The sequence below is a fragment of the Planomonospora parontospora genome (assembly GCA_014647935.1).
In the GTDB taxonomy this organism is placed as follows: domain Bacteria; phylum Actinomycetota; class Actinomycetes; order Streptosporangiales; family Streptosporangiaceae; genus Planomonospora; species Planomonospora parontospora.
The window spans coordinates 48,556-62,679 of the sequence record BMQD01000027.1 but is presented as its reverse complement, the minus strand read 5'-3'; the positions used below and the strand labels follow the sequence as shown (position 1 = coordinate 62,679).

General features: G+C 74.4%; 15 protein-coding genes and 1 pseudogene. 7 read left to right on the top strand and 9 right to left on the bottom strand.

Annotated features, from left to right (window positions below):
• A pseudogene (locus IEZ07_RS30010) lies at positions 1–220 on the top strand (cytochrome P450); the annotation flags it as partial.
• 17 nt (positions 221–237) lie between these two features.
• Here IEZ07_RS30010 and IEZ07_RS30005 read toward each other — a convergent pair.
• The 8 genes from IEZ07_RS30005 to IEZ07_RS29970 form a co-directional block, all read right to left on the bottom strand.
• A complete protein-coding gene (locus IEZ07_RS30005) occupies positions 238–1,515 on the bottom strand; it encodes an RNA polymerase sigma factor (RefSeq protein ID WP_191897861.1) in 1,278 nt (425 codons plus the stop codon).
• Positions 1,516–1,523: 8 nt separating this feature from the next.
• On the bottom strand, positions 1,524–1,934 hold the full coding sequence (locus tag IEZ07_RS30000; RefSeq protein WP_239320961.1) for a YciI family protein: 411 nt from the start codon (positions 1,932–1,934) through the stop codon (positions 1,524–1,526).
• A gap of 104 nt (positions 1,935–2,038) precedes the next feature.
• Positions 2,039–3,028: an L-histidine N(alpha)-methyltransferase gene (gene egtD, locus IEZ07_RS29995; RefSeq protein WP_191897859.1), complete on the bottom strand. Its 990-nt coding sequence runs from the start codon at positions 3,026–3,028 to the stop codon at positions 2,039–2,041.
• A complete protein-coding gene (gene egtC, locus IEZ07_RS29990) occupies positions 2,998–3,768 on the bottom strand; it encodes an ergothioneine biosynthesis protein EgtC (protein ID WP_191897858.1) in 771 nt (256 codons plus the stop codon). Before egtC ends, egtD begins: the two co-directional genes overlap by 31 nt.
• Positions 3,769–5,106: an ergothioneine biosynthesis protein EgtB gene (gene egtB / locus IEZ07_RS29985; RefSeq protein ID WP_191897871.1), complete on the bottom strand. Its 1,338-nt coding sequence runs from the start codon at positions 5,104–5,106 to the stop codon at positions 3,769–3,771.
• Between the two features lie 56 nt (positions 5,107–5,162).
• Positions 5,163–6,353 carry an ergothioneine biosynthesis glutamate--cysteine ligase EgtA gene (egtA, locus tag IEZ07_RS29980; protein ID WP_191897857.1) on the bottom strand — a complete coding sequence of 397 codons (1,191 nt, stop codon included), beginning with the start codon at positions 6,351–6,353 and terminating at the stop codon, positions 5,163–5,165.
• Between the two features lie 236 nt (positions 6,354–6,589).
• Positions 6,590–7,348 (bottom strand): hypothetical protein, encoded by a 759-nt coding sequence (locus IEZ07_RS29975; protein ID WP_191897856.1) that lies wholly within the window; start codon positions 7,346–7,348, stop codon positions 6,590–6,592.
• Positions 7,349–7,676: 328 nt separating this feature from the next.
• A complete protein-coding gene (locus IEZ07_RS29970; protein ID WP_239320949.1) occupies positions 7,677–8,645 on the bottom strand; it encodes a CapA family protein in 969 nt (322 codons plus the stop codon).
• A 220-nt stretch (positions 8,646–8,865) separates the two neighbouring features.
• On the opposite strand from IEZ07_RS29970, the gene IEZ07_RS29965 reads away from it, so the two are divergent.
• Together IEZ07_RS29965 and IEZ07_RS29960 are read left to right on the top strand one after the other, a co-directional pair.
• Entirely contained in the window at positions 8,866–9,984 is a 1,119-nt protein-coding gene (locus tag IEZ07_RS29965; protein ID WP_068901940.1) for an LLM class flavin-dependent oxidoreductase, read from the top strand.
• 76 nt (positions 9,985–10,060) lie between these two features.
• On the top strand, positions 10,061–10,702 hold the full coding sequence (locus IEZ07_RS29960; protein ID WP_191897854.1) for an FMN reductase: 642 nt from the start codon (positions 10,061–10,063) through the stop codon (positions 10,700–10,702).
• A 140-nt stretch (positions 10,703–10,842) separates the two neighbouring features.
• Here IEZ07_RS29960 and IEZ07_RS29955 read toward each other — a convergent pair whose 3' ends face one another.
• A complete protein-coding gene (locus IEZ07_RS29955) occupies positions 10,843–11,445 on the bottom strand; it encodes a phosphoribosylanthranilate isomerase (protein ID WP_191897853.1) in 603 nt (200 codons plus the stop codon).
• Positions 11,446–11,667: 222 nt separating this feature from the next.
• On the opposite strand from IEZ07_RS29955, the gene IEZ07_RS29950 reads away from it, so the two are divergent.
• From IEZ07_RS29950 to IEZ07_RS29935, 4 genes are all read left to right on the top strand, one after another.
• Positions 11,668–12,024 carry an ArsR/SmtB family transcription factor gene (locus tag IEZ07_RS29950; RefSeq protein ID WP_191897852.1) on the top strand — a complete coding sequence of 119 codons (357 nt, stop codon included), beginning with the start codon at positions 11,668–11,670 and terminating at the stop codon, positions 12,022–12,024.
• Entirely contained in the window at positions 12,021–12,530 is a 510-nt protein-coding gene (locus tag IEZ07_RS29945) for an SRPBCC family protein (RefSeq protein ID WP_239320946.1), read from the top strand. Before IEZ07_RS29950 ends, IEZ07_RS29945 begins: the two co-directional genes overlap by 4 nt.
• Complete coding sequence (locus IEZ07_RS29940; protein ID WP_239320943.1) at positions 12,527–13,006, top strand: VOC family protein; 480 nt, start codon at positions 12,527–12,529, stop codon at positions 13,004–13,006. Before IEZ07_RS29945 ends, IEZ07_RS29940 begins: the two co-directional genes overlap by 4 nt.
• A 107-nt stretch (positions 13,007–13,113) precedes the next feature.
• Positions 13,114–14,106, top strand: coding sequence for an adenylate/guanylate cyclase domain-containing protein (locus IEZ07_RS29935; RefSeq protein ID WP_191897851.1), 993 nt, complete (start codon positions 13,114–13,116; stop codon positions 14,104–14,106).
• Positions 14,107–14,124: the final 18 nt, after the last annotated feature.

The following is a 14,124-nucleotide window of genomic DNA, read 5'->3' as shown; positions in this document are numbered from 1 at the left end:
CGGACATCCTCCCCACCCGCATGTGGCGTTCGGGTACGGCCCGCACCGCTGCCTGGCCGCCAGCCTCGCCAGGGTCGAGCTGACCGAGGCGATCGGGGCCCTGGCCACCCGGCACCCCGCGCTCCGGCCGGCCGTCCCGCTGGAAGAGGTGGCCTGGACCGACGGCCTGGTCCACCGGCCGGTCGCGCTGCCCGTCACCACTGGCCGCCCGGCACGCTAGGGGCGCCGGTGCGGAGCTCAGGAGACGATGGCTCCGGTGGATCCGGGCAGGGCCGGGCCGCCGGCCAGCCGGGCCGCGCGGGCGTGCAGGTAGCGCTGCTGGGCCAGGCCGGTCGCCCGCCGGGCCGCCTCCAGGTAGGCCTCGTACGCCGCCGCGCGGTCGCCGGCCTCCTCCAGCAGGTGCGCCCGGACCGCGTGCAGCCGGTGATCCCCGGCGATCCGCTTGTCCGCCCCGAGCTTCTCGACCAGGTCCAGCCCCTCGTGCGCGCCGCGGGCCATCGCCACCGCCACGGCGTGGTTCAGCGCCACGACGGGACCGCCGGAGACCCGCATCAGCAGCTCGTACAGCGCCGCGATCTGCGGCCAGTCGGTCTCCGCGGCGCTCGGCGCCTCCGCGTGGACCGCGGCGATCGCCGCCTGGAGCTGGTAGGGGCCGACCGGTCCCCGGGGGAGGGACTCGGTGATGAGGGCCACGCCCTCGGCGACGGCCCCGGCGTCCCACCGGCCCCGGTCCTGCTCGGCCATCGGGACCAGCCCGCCGTCCGGCCCGGTGCGCGCCGGCCGCCGCGCGTCGGTGAGCAGCATCAGCGCGAGCAGCCCCGCCACCTCGCCGTCTCCGGGCAGCAGCCGGTGGACCGTGCGGGTCAGCCGGATCGCCTCCGCCGAGAGCTCGGCGCGGTACAGGTCCGGTCCCGACGTGCTGGTGTAGCCCTCGTTGAAGACCAGGTAGAGCACGTGGAGCACCGCGCCGAGCCGCTCGGCGCGCTCCCCGGGCGAGGGCATCCGGAAGGGCGCGCCGCTGTCCTTGATCCGCTGCTTGGCCCGGCTGATCCGCCGGGTCATGGCCGCCTCCGGCACCAGGAACGCGCGGGCGACCTCCGCGGTGGACAGGCCGCCGACCGCCCGCAGGGTGAGCGCGATCTGCGACGCCGGGGAGAGCGCGGGGTGGCAGCACATGAACAGCAGGATCAGCGTGTCGTCACCCTCCGGGGGCGGCCGGTCGGCGGCGGGCGCCGTCCATCCGCCGGGAGGCGTCCACCGGGTGACGGCGTCCTCGCGGTTCCGCCGGGCCTGCTCACTGCGGAGCAGGTCGGTCAGCCGGCGCGAGGCGACCGTGATCAGCCACCCCCGGGGGTTGCCGGGGACGCCCTCGCGGGGCCACTGCACGGCGGCCGCCAGGAGCGCCTCCTGCACCGCGTCCTCGGCGGTGTCGAAGTGCCCGTAGCGCCGTACCAGCGCGCCGAGGACCTGCGGCGCCAGCGGGCGCAGCAGGTCCTCGACCTCGGAACCGGGCATGGCGGGGATCAGAACCCCAGGTCGCCCTGGGAGTCGGCGAGCGGCCGCACGTCCGCCACCGCGCGCGCGACGACGTCGGCCGGGGCCGGGCACTCCGCCAACCGGGCCGCGATCTCGGTCGCCCGGTCGAAGCTCTCGCACTCCACGATCCAGTAGCCCGCCAGGACCTCCTGGGTCTCGGCGTACGGCCCGTCCGTCACGACCGGCACGCCCTCCCGCAGCGGCCCGACCCTGCGGGTGTGGACCGGGGCGGTCAGGCCCCGCGTCTCGACGAGCTCGCCGGACTCCTCCAGGTCCTTGTTGAAGGACTCCATGAACGCGCCCATCGCCGCGAAGTCCTCCGCGGACCAGGCGCCCGGCTCACCGGGCCGGCCCGCCATGGCGTCGTAGTCCCGCTGCGAGGCGTAGGTCAGGATCATGTACTTCACGGTCTCTCCTCCGCTTCCGGCACCGGTTCTCCGGCGCCCTCACCGGAGACGTCGGAGCCGCCGCCCCGTCCCGGACACCGGCCCGCGGCCGGATCTCAAGCCGACCCGCCATTCTCCCCGACTCCGGCGACGCACAGGGCGAAGTCGCCCGGCGGGTCGGTCCACCAGTGCTCCACGGCGAACCCGGCGCCCTCCAGCTCGGCGCGCACGCCCGCGAGCCGGAACTTGGCGGAGATCTCGGTACGGATCTCCTCCCCCGCCGCGAAGTCCAGCTCCAGGTCCAGGTCGGGGATGCGCACCCGCTGGCCGGTCGCGGAGCGCAGGCGCATCTCCATCCACTCGGCCTCGGCGTCCCAGACGGCGACGTGCTCGAACGCCTCGGGCACGAAGTCCGCGCCCAGCTCCCGGTTGACGACGCGCAGCACGTTCCGGTTGAACTCGGCGGTGACCCCCTGTGCGTCGTCGTAGGCGGCGAGCAGCCGGACCGGATCCTTGACCAGGTCGAACCCGAGCAGCAGGGAGTCGCCGGGCCCCAGCGCCGCGCGCAGTCCCCCGTAGAACGACCGGCGCTCCGCCGGGGACAGGTTGCCGACGGTCGAGCCCAGGAAGGCGACCAGTCTCCTGCCCCCGTCCGGCAGGACGTCCAGGTGCCGTTCGAAGTCGGCGACGATCGCCCGCACAGACAGGCCCGGGTACTCGGCGCCGATCCGCCGGGCGGAGGCGGCCAGGAAGTCACCGCTGACGTCGACCGGCACGTACCGCCGGAGCGTGCCGGCCGAGCGCAGCGCGCCGAGCAGCAGCCGGGTCTTCTCCCCCGAGCCCGCACCCAGCTCGATGAGCGTGTCGGCCCCGGTCTCGGCGGCGACCTCGGCCGCCCGCCCGCGCAGGATCGCCTTCTCGGCGCGGGTGAGGTAGTACTCTTCCAGCCGGGTGATCTCCTCGAACAGCCCGCTGCCGCGCTCGTCGTAGAACCACTTGGGCGGCAGCGTCCGGGGAGCGGCGGCCAGTCCGTCGTACACGTCCCGGCGGAGCGACTTGGCCAGGTCGTCCGGGGTCAGGTGGCGCTCGACAACGGGTTCGGACATGCGATCTCCTTGATCGGGCGGATGACGGCGCCGCGCGCGTCCGCGGTGACGAGGGAGCCGTCGGGGACCGGCCGCCAGCGGGCGTCGTCGTCGAAGGGTTCGGAGGCGATGACCACGGATTCGCCGTCGCACCGCAGGTACAGGCTGTCGCCGCAGGCGGTGGCGGCCAGCCGTACGCCGTCGGTGGCGAGCAGGTTGTAGCGGCCGGGCGCGAGCGCGGCGGCCCGGGCGGCGACCGACGCGAGCGCGCCGTCCAGCGGGCTCCCCCGCCGCCAGAGCCGTACGGCCATGGCGAACAGCAGCGCGGAGTCGACGGGGGCGCGGGCGTCGGGGACGCCGCTCTCGCCGAGGCCGCGCAGCCGCTCCTCCACCGCGGCGAAGGCGTCGATCCTGCCGTTGTGGCTGAACAGCCGGTCGTCGCAGGTGAACGGCTGGGCGCAGGACTCGTCGACGGGGAAGCCCGGGGTGGCGCTGCGCACCGCCGCCAGCACGCAGGCCGACGAGACCACCTGCGCGACCTCGGCGAAGGAGGCGTCCGCCCACATCTGCGCGGCCCTGCGGTAGCGGACCGGGCGGGTGCGGCCGGGGTGGTACCAGCCCACCCCGTACCCGTCGGCGTTGACCAGGCCGTGCTTCTGGCGGCGCGGGGCGTAGGACTGGGTGAGCAGGGAGTGCTCCGGGACGTGCAGCAGCTCGTGCAGCGTGACGGGCGGCCCGAGGTAGGCCAGGTGGCGGCACATCTAGGCGGCGTCCCGGGCGCAGCGGAACCCGGCGAAGATCTGCCTGCGGACCGGGTAGTCCCAGTTGCGGAACGTGGCCCGGGCCACCGACGGGTGGGTCGCCCACGAGCCGCCGCGCAGCACCTTGTACCCGCCGCCGAAGAACACCTCGGAGTACTCCGCGTAGGGGAAGACCGCGAATCCGGGGTAGCCGGCGAAGTCGGTCGAGGTCCACTCCCACACGTCGCCGATCATCTGCCGGCAGCCGTACGGCGAGGCCCCCGCGGGGAACGCGCCCGCCGGGGCGGGGCCCAGCCTGCGCTGACCCAGGTTGGCGTGGTCCGGTCCGGGATCGGCGTCGCCCCAGGGGAAGCGGCGGGAGGTCCCGGTCGCGGGGTCGAACCGGGCCGCCTTCTCCCACTCGGCCTCCGTGGGCAGCCGCTTGCCGGTCCAGCGGGCGTAGGCGTCCGCCTCGTACCAGCACACGTGCTGCACCGGCTCGTCCGGCGGGAGCGGCTCGGTCCGGCCGAAGCGGCGCCGCGTCCACTCCCCGCCCTCCCGCGCCCAGAAGGCCGGGGTCCGCTTCCCCGACCGGTTGCGCCACTCCCACCCGGCGGGCGTCCACCAGCGGGGGTGGTCGTACCCGCCGTCCGCCACGAACTCCAGGTAGGCGCGGTTGGCGACCGGGGCGGCGTCGATCCAGTAGGCGGGCAGGTGCACGGTGTGGGCGGGGCGCTCGTTGTCGTAGGACCAGGGGTCGCCTCCCCCGGCCCCGCCGCCGTCCATGCCCCCGTCCGTGCCCATCGTGAAGGGGCCCTCCCCGACGAGGACCTCCGCCGGTCCGGGAAGGACGCCGGGCACCGGAACGGCCGGTTCGTCCAGCACCGGGCCGCCCCGGCGGAGCTGGTGGGTGGCGAGCATCGTCTCGTCGTGCTGGTGCTCGTGCTGGACGACCATCCCGTAGACGAAGCCGCCCGCCAGCAGCGGCCGGTCGGGAGTGAACCGGACCCGGCCGAGGGAGTCCAGCACCCGCGAACGCACCTGGTCGAGGTAGCTCCGCGCCTCGCGCGGCGGCAGCAGGGGCAGCGCGACCCGGTCCGCCCGGGGGTGCTCGAAGGCGTCGTAGAGCCGGTCGATCTCCGGCCGGAGCGGCGCGTCCCCGGCCGCGGCCCGCACCAGCCACTGCTCCTCGTAGTTGCCGACGTGGGCCAGGTCCCACACCAGCGGGGACATCAGCGGCGAGTGCTGGGCCGTCAGCTCCCCGGTGTCCAGGACGTCCACGGTCAGCCCGAGGCTGCGCCGCCGTACGGCCTCCAGTTCGGCGGCGACGCGTTCCTTGATCCCGTCCTCGGTGGTCATGTCCGCGGTGGTCGTGTCCGCGCTGTTCACGCCTTCGGTGGTCACATCCTCGGTGGTCAAGTCGGCACCTCGCAGAGCAGGTCGTCGGCCGGGCACCGGCCGGGTTCGACGTAGCGTTCGATGTAGGCGTCCACCAGGGGCACCAGGTCGGCGGCCCCGATCCGGGGCAGGGCGTCGCGGGCCGCGGCGAAGCAGGTCCGCGACGCCCTGGCGAGCCCCGGCCCGCCCGGTCCGGTGCGGGCCGCGTCCTCCCAGGCGTCCGGAGGCAGGGGTTCGACGGCCTCGGCGCACGCGTCCGCGGCCCGGGGATCGTCGGTCAGGGCGGCCGCGACGGCGAGCGGCACCGGCCACCACGGTTCGGGCAGGGCGTCGATCATCCGCAGCTCGAACCAGCCGCGCGGCCGGACCGGCGGGAACAGCGTGCTCAGGTGGTAGTCGAGGTCGTCGGCCGTCGGCCGGCCGTACCGGCCTCCCCCGAGCCAGTCCCGGAAGGTCAGGCCCGGGTCGACGGCCCACGGGCCGTCGGTCCGCCGCACGGCCATCACCCGCGCGTCGAGCGCGTAGCGCGCCCAGGCCGCCGCCGGGTCGGGGCCGCCGTCCGGCACGGTACGGCTGCGCGACGGGTCGAGCGCCGCCCAGAGGGCCTGCCGGGTGGAGCGCCGGCCGGTGGGGCGCCCCCGCCACAGAGGCGAGTTGGCGAACGCCGCCACCAGCACCGGCCCCAGCCGGTGCAGCAGCCGCCACCGGGCGCGCGCGTCGCCGGGGTCGCGGCCGATGTCGAGGCAGACCTGGATGGAGGCGGTGCAGCACATCATGGCGCGCCCGGCCGCGTTGCGGGCGTCGAAGTACGCCTCCATCGCGGTGTACCGGGGGAGGTCCAGCTGCCGCAGCGGGGATCTGTGCGGATCCAGCCCGTATCCGGTGCGGCGCAGTCCCGCGGCGGCCAGGTGCGGATCCAGGTGGCGCAGGTCGGCCTCGAGGGCCCGGCGCGCGGCGGCCGGACCGGGCAGGGGCGGGGAGCTGAGCTCCAGCTGGCCGCCGGGTTCGTAGGTGACGGCGCTGCCCGAGGGCAGCGGGGAGGCCGCCCGGACGGCGGCGGTGAGGCGGGGCAGGGGGACGTGCTCGCCGGGTCTGGCCGGATCGGTGACCAGCCATTCCGACTCGATGCCGGTCAGCCCGGGCGGGCCGGTCTTGAAGCAGATCCCGTGGACATGGTCGTAGACGTCGTCTTCGGTGAGAAAGGACATGCCACCTCCCGTCCGGCACACGGTCTCCACCATCTCCCAGGGACCGGAGCAAGACAAGATCTCAGAAGGACATCCGCGTCCGCCTCGCCGATCGACGCCGTCCCCGTCCCGATGATCCTTCGGGGCGCGCGGCGACTCGTCGCGATCGGGGCGGCCGGGGCCGCCGGGGCCGCCGGAAGCCAGGCGCCCCGCGTTCCTCCGGCCCGACCGCGCACCGCGGCTCCCGCACGCGCCCGTCAGCTGGTGAAACGTCCCTCACGGGTGTACTTGCACGCCCCGCTGAGGCAGTTGGGGCTGGACCCCCAGCCGTCGTCATATGTGACCTTGCGGTGGCGCTTGACCGTGCCCTTGACCTTTTCCGACTGAAGCCCCGGGCCGACCTTCACGTCCGCGTGCTTCCACCAGCTGGTGCCGTTCCAGTAGTACAGCCGGTGCCGGGCCCACAGATGACTCGGCGAGCCCGCCGGCAGGCAGTTGAAGACGAAGCTCTCCGCGCGACGCTCCTTGAAACCGCCGAAGTCGAGGGTGGTGTACGACTTGGGAGCCAAGCCGGCCTGGGCGTTGTCGTGCCAGAGGTGCCAGCCCCAGTGTTCGGCGGTGCACGACGCGGAGAGCACGGCGCTGGCCGGAGCGGTCAGGCCGCGTACGGTGACCGGCTCGCTGGTGATCCGCCGCCCCTGCAGCTCGGCGGGGAGGTCGGTGCCGTGGTCCTCGACGAGGCGCCGGGGCACCGGCACGTCGGACGGGGTGATCTCCAGGTAGGTCTGCAGGTAACTGTTGCTCCGCTCCCAGTCGATGAGCGGCGCGCCGCCGATGATCCCGAGCTGGGACATCCCCACTTCGTTGGAAGGCCGGCTGTCGGAGAAGCTCACGGTGAGACCGGTCGTGTACTCGATGTGCGCCAGGGGGATCTCCCTGTCGCTCTCCTCGGGTTCGGCCGCGGCCGGGGAGGAGGTGAGCACCATCGTGGCGGCGATCGCTGCGATCAGTTTCATGTCACTCCTTGCGGTTGGAGTCGCCCGAGCAGAACGTTAGGCACCGGCTCTTGTCCGTGACCATGTAAAAGTCCTCACTGGGACCACTTCGCCGGGGTCGACCCGCTGACCGGCCCGGAGCGGTCGATCACCTACCGCGCCGGCGAGCGGAAGCGATCGGGGACGCTGCGCGGCTTCACCTCGATGCCGTACCCGCACGTGGCGGCCTGGCCGAACGGCTGGTCGGCGGCCACGACTCCGGCGACGGACCGCTGGACGGCGCGCGGGGACCACCGGCCGAGGGCGGCCGCCGCGGCGCTCCGGATACGGCGCCCCGGCGCGGGGCCGCTCAGCGGAGGTCCAGGACGAGCAGGCCCTCCTCCTCCCGCGCCTCGGAGCCCAGGGCCGCGCAGGCGGCGGTGAACCGGTCCCTGATCCACTCCCGGTCCCCGCCGCGGGCCGGACCGGTGCGGCCGTACTCCAGTCTGAGCGGCACCGCGCGCAGCCGTACCGGTCCCCGCCCGTCCAGGGTGACCAGGAAGAGCAGGCCCAGGTCGTTGCGGAGGTCCGGGTCGGCGTAGTAGTCGTCGACGAAGTCGCCGAGGTCGTACAGGACGGGCGGGGCGACGCCGTGGAACAGGTGCGCCGAGTGGCCCGCGACCAGGTCCGCCCCCGCGGCGACCAGCGTCCCGGCGGCGGAGCGCACGTACGGCAGGGGCTCCGTGGTCATGTTGGGTCCCCAGTGCGGGGTGACCAGCACGAGGTCGGCCTTCTCCCGCAGCGCGCCGATCCGGTCGGTCAGCCAGGACGGGACGCCGTACGGCAGGCCGGCGTAGGCGACCCCGGGGGTGTCCGGGCCCGCGGCGAAGTCGTCCGGGTGGTCGGTGACGCCGAGTACGCCGATCCGCAGACCGCCCGCCGCCAGGACCGCGCCCGCCCTGGCCTCCTCCTCCGTCGCCCCGGCCCCCACCGTACGGATCCCGGCCCGGTCCAGGTGGCCGAGGGTGTCCAGCAGCGCGGTGCGCCCGTAGTCCAGCGCATGGTTGTTGGCCAGCGTGACGCATCCGACGCCGAGCTCGGCGAGCAGCCCCGCGGCCCGCGGCGGGGCCCGGAAGTGGAACGGCTTGCCCGGCGCGTCCCAGGGCTCGCCCCGGGCGGAGACGCAGCACTCCAGGTTGAGCACGACGAGGTCGGCCCCGGCGAGGTGCGCGCGGACCTCGCCGGACAGGTGGTCCGCGGGCCCGGCCAGCAGCTCGCCGACGCCGCGCCCGAGCATGGTGTCCCCCGCCAGGGCGAGGGTGGCGGTCGCGGAGGTCACAGAGGCCGTCGCAGAGGCCGTCGCAGAGGCCGTCGCAGAGGCCGTCGCAGAGGTCATGCAGGTCATCGTCCCTCCCGGTCGAGGGCTCCCTGCGCCCCTACCCGCTCCCAGCGGGACGATTCCCCCGCGCCCGCCGGGAGGGCGGCCGGAGGGAATACGCTCTCGTTCTGCAGCGCTGAGGAAAGTTGAAAGTTCAACGAGATGGAGGACGGTGAGCACGATGCAGTTCGGGATCTTCACCGTAGGCGACGTCACCACGGACCCGACCACGGGCAGGACGCCGAGCGAGCACGAGCGGATCAAGGCGATGGTGGCCATCGCCCTCAAGGCGGAGGAGGTCGGCCTGGACGTCTTCGCCACCGGCGAGCACCACAACCCGCCCTTCGTACCGTCGTCGCCGACGACCATGCTCGGCTACATCGCCGCCCGGACCGAACGGCTCATCCTCTCCACCGCCACGACCCTGATCACGACCAACGACCCGGTCAAGATCGCCGAAGACTACGCCATGCTGCAGCACCTGGCCGACGGACGCGTCGACCTGATGATGGGCCGCGGCAACACCGGGCCGGTCTACCCCTGGTTCGGGCAGGACATCCGGCAGGGCATCCCGCTGGCCGTCGAGAACTACGCGCTGCTGCACAGGCTCTGGCGCGAGGACGTCGTGGACTGGCAGGGGCGCTTCCGCACCGCCCTGCAGGGCTTCACCTCGACCCCCCGGCCGCTCGACGGGGTCCCGCCGTTCGTCTGGCACGGCTCGATCCGCAGCCCGGAGATCGCCGAGCAGGCCGCCTACTACGGCGACGGGTTCTTCGCCAACAACATCTTCTGGCCGAAGGAGCACTTCATCCGGCTGATCGGCCTCTACCGGGAGCGCTTCGCCCACTACGGCCACGGCACCCCGGAGCAGGCGATCGTCGGGCTCGGCGGCCAGGTGTTCATGCGGAAGAACTCCCAGGACGCGGTACGCGAGTTCCGCCCCTACTTCGACAACGCCCCGGTGTACGGCCACGGCCCGTCGCTGGAGGAGTTCACGGCCGAGACCCCGCTCACCGTGGGCAGCCCGCAGCAGGTGATCGACCGGACGCTGACCTTCCGTGAGTCCTTCGGCGACTACCAGCGCCAGCTGTTCCTGATGGACCACGCCGGCCTGCCGCTGAAGACCGTGCTGGAGCAGCTCGACATCCTCGGCGAGGAGGTCGTGCCGGTGCTCCGCAGGGAGTTCGCCGCCCGCCGTCCCGCCGGCGTGCCGGACGGCCCCACGCACGCGGCCCTGGTCGCCCGCCGTACCGCCGGGACCGCCGGGGAGACTCCCGTCCCCACAGGTCCCGCCGCCTGATCCGCCGTACCGCCGGGGAGACCCCCGGCCCCGCCGCCTGATCCGCCCTCCCGCACCCACCGCACCGGAGAACCCGATGGAAACCCTGAAGATCGTGGCCGTCTCGGCCGGTCTCGGCCGGCCCTCGTCGACGCGGCTGCTGGCCGACCGGCTCGCCGGGGCGGTCCGCGCACAGCTGGCCGGAGAGCGGGCGGTGGAGGTGCGCGTGGTGGAGCTGCGCGACCTGGCCGTCGACATCGCCAACAACCTGGTGACCGGGTTCCCCGGCGCCGCGCTGCGCGAGGCGGTCGAGGCGGTGGCGGCGGCGGACGGCCTCATCGCCGTGACGCCGATCTTCACCGCCTCCTACAGCGGGCTCTTCAAGTCGTTCTTCGACGTGATCGAGAACACCGCGCTCACCGGCAAGCCCGTGCTCATCGCGGCGACCGGCGGTACGGCGCGCCACTCGCTCGCCCTGGAGCACGCGCTCCGCCCGCTCTTCGCCTACCTGCGCGCGGTCGTCGTCCCCACCGCGGTCTACGCCGCGTCCGAGGATTGGGGTTCGGCCGGGGACGCGGGCGCCGACGGCCTCGCCGCCCGGATCGACCGCGCGGCGGAGGAACTGGCCGCCCTGGTGGCGGGCCGGTCCGGATCTGGATCCAGCCCCGCCCCGCGGGCCTCCGACCCCTACGATGCCGTCGTCCCCTTCGAGCAGCAGCTCGCGGCGTTGCGCCCCTGACCGGGAGCCGCGCGGCAGGGCCCCTGCCCGCCGCCGACGCGGGACGACACCGCCGGCGCGGGACGACGCGGCCGGCGCGGCGCTCCCGCCGACCGGCCCGGGGGCCCCGCGTCCCGGCCCCGCCCGGGCCGGGGCGGCCGCTACGCCTGCTTCGCCCCGCCGCGGGCGACGGCGACGAACTCCCGGATGAGCCCGGAGTCCTTCACGCCGGGCGCGACCTCCACCCCGCTCGACACGTCGACCCCCCACGGGCGGGCCTCGGTGATCGCGCGGGCCACGTTCGACGGGTCGAGGCCTCCGGCCAGCATCCAGCGGCCCTCCGGGCGCCCGCGCACCGCAGACCAGTCCCACGGCTCGCCCGAACCCGGCCGGGGCGCGTCGACGATCAGCAGATCCTCGTCGAAGGCGCCGCAGCGCAGGTCCGCGCCCGCCGCGCCCGCGCGCACCAGCGTGAGGCCGAGGTCCTTCAGCGCGGTGAAGTCCCCGTGCGGATGAGCGCCGTGCAACTGGACGGCGCGCACCCCGGACTCCAGCGCGGCCGCCCGCATCTCCTCCGGCGTCTCTCCGGCGAACACCGCCACGGTCAGGACGTGCGAGGGCACCGCCGCGGCCAGCTCACGCGCCTGCTCCGCAGTGATCCGCCGGGGACTGCGGGTGAGGACGAAACCGATCGCGTCCGCGCCCGCCTCGACCGCCGCGGCCACATGCCCGGGCTCTCGCAGCCCGCAGATCTTCACGTACACGCTGTGCACCCTAAGGCCTGTCCCGTGAATCCACACGCATGAGACCGCCCCGGCGCCGGATCGCGGCCGTCATCCGCCGACGGCACCCCATCCGTCCGTCGCTCGCCGGCGGCATCTCATCCGCCGGTCGGCGTGCCGGCGGTCGCGGGCCCGCGGTCCTTGACAGGCCGCGATCCGGCACGCTACAAAACCATCTGGTTATAAAACCGAAAGGTAATCAAAATGGCTGCCGACGTTCTCGACGCGACGTTCGCCGCGCTGGCCGACCCCACCCGGCGGGCGATCCTCGCCCGGCTGATGGAGGGCGAGGCCACGGTGACCGAGCTGGCCGCGCCGTTCGCGATGAGCCAGCCGGGCATCTCCAAGCACCTGCGGGTGCTGGAGCGCGCCGGACTGGTCTCCCGGGGGCGCGACGCGCAGCGCAGACCCTGCCGGCTGGAGGCCGCCCCACTCAAGGAGGCCGTCGACTGGCTGGCGGGCTACCGCTCCTACTGGGAGGAGAGCTACCAGCGGCTGGACGCCCTGCTCGGCGAGCTCGGCCACGATGGGCCTGACGCCGCCGAGCGGGAGACCCCGTGACGCCGCGGCGGGAACAGGGCGAGGGCCTGACGGTGCGGGCGCTGCCCGGCACCGGCCTCGTGCTCACCAGGACCTTCGCCGCACCCCGCCGGCTCGTCTTCGACGCCTTCACCCGGCCCGAGCTGCTCCGGCGGTGGCACGGCGCACGCGGCTGGCACCTCGTCGTCTGCGAGGTCGACCTGCGTCCGGGCGGCGCCTGGCGCTTCGTGTCGCGCGGGCCGGACGGCGCCGAGATGGGCCTCGGCGGGGTGTTCCACGAGGTCGACGCGCCCGGCCGGCTGGTCCAGAGCGAGGTCCACGACGGCTGGGAGGAGGGCGAAGCCCTCGTCACGACCGTCTTCGACGAGCGGGACGGCCGGACCGCGATGACCACCACGGCGCGCTACCCCTCGCGGGAGATCCGCGACAGCGTGCTCCGCACCCCCATGGAACGCGGCGCGGGCGAGGCGTACGACCGCCTCGCGGGGGTGCTCACCGAGATGACCATGAAAGGCGAACCGCGATGACAGACATCCAGCCCACCCCGGCCCGGCCCGCACAGACGGAGATCCCGGCCGACGTCGCCGACGTCCCGGCGGACCCCGCCGCGCCGCCGGTCCGCCCCGGCATGTTCCTCCTCGAACTCGTCCCGGTGCCCGTCACCGACATCGACCGGGCCAAGGCCTTCTACGCCGACCGCCTCGGCTTCCAGGTGGACGTCGACGTGCGGCCCGCGGACGGGGTCCGCGTCGTCCAGCTGACCCCGCCGGGCTCGGCCTGCTCGATCACCCTGACCGAGGGCATCGAGTCCCTCGACATGCCGGCCGGCACGTTGCGCGGCCTGCACCTGGTGGTGAGCGACATCGAGAAGGCCCGCATGGAGCTCATCGAGCGCGGCACCGACGTGGAACCGGTCGAGGATCTGGGCGGCGTCCACTACGCCCGTTTCGCCGACCCGGACGGCAACACCTGGACGCTCCAGCACATGCCCTGGCGCGTCTGACGGCTTCCGGCACGGGGATCGGCGGACGGGGCGTCCCGGTCGTCCTGGCATCTGGCAGCATGCAGGATGTATGTTGCGATTCCCCCTCGGGGGCCAGGACGAGCAGGTTGACCACGGTCGAGGATCCGTTGACGGACGAACTGGCGGGCGCGTTCCTCCGGCAGCACCGCCGCTACACGAGCCACCAGGTGGCCGCGATGGCCGGCGTGCCGATGTACCGCGCGCGGCGGTTCTGGCGCGCCTTCGGCTTCGCCAACGTCCCGGACGACGCGGTGGAGTTCACCGACTCCGACGTCGAGGCGCTCCGGACGCTGGTCGGCCTGGTCCGCGACGGGACCTACGACGAGGAGCACGCGCTCCTGGTGACCCGGTCGCTGGGCAGGGCCACCGCCCGGCTGGCCGAGTCGCAGGCCGTACTCGGGGCCGAGGTCCTCGACCAGGCCGGCGTCCCGCTCGGCAAGCGCGCATCGGCCTGGCGGACGCGGGCGGACCGGGTGGTGCCGGACCTGGAGCAGCTGCTGGTCTACGCCTGGCGGCGGCAGCTGGCCGCCGCGGCGGGCCGCGTCGTGGACCAGGAGACGAGCACCGTACGGCTGGCCGTGGGCTTCGCCGACCTGGTCGGGTTCACCCGGCTGAGCCGCCAGATCACCGAGACGGAGCTGGCCCGCCTCGTCGAGCGCTTCGAGAGCCGGTCGGCCGACGTGGTCGCCTCCTCGGAGGGCCGGGTGGTGAAGACGCTCGGCGACTCGGTGCTGTTCGTCGCCGACACCTCCGCCGCGGCGGCCGAGATCGCCCTGCGGCTCGTGGAGGTCCACGCCCGGACCAGGGGCATGCCCGCCCTGCGGGTGGGGCTGGCCGTCGGCCAGGTGATCGGCCGCATGGGCGACGTGTTCGGCACCACGGTCAACCTGGCCAGCAGGCTCACCGCGCTCGCCCCCGCCGACGCCGTACTCGCCGGGCCCGCGGTGGCCGAGGAGCTGGAGGGCGACGCCTCCTTCGAACTGCGGCCGGTGAGCCCGCTCACCGTGCGGGGGATGGGCGAGCTGGTCCCGTACATCGTCGCCCGGGGCCGGTCCGCCTCTCGCACCCCGGCCGGATGATCCCCTCCCCCGACGCGG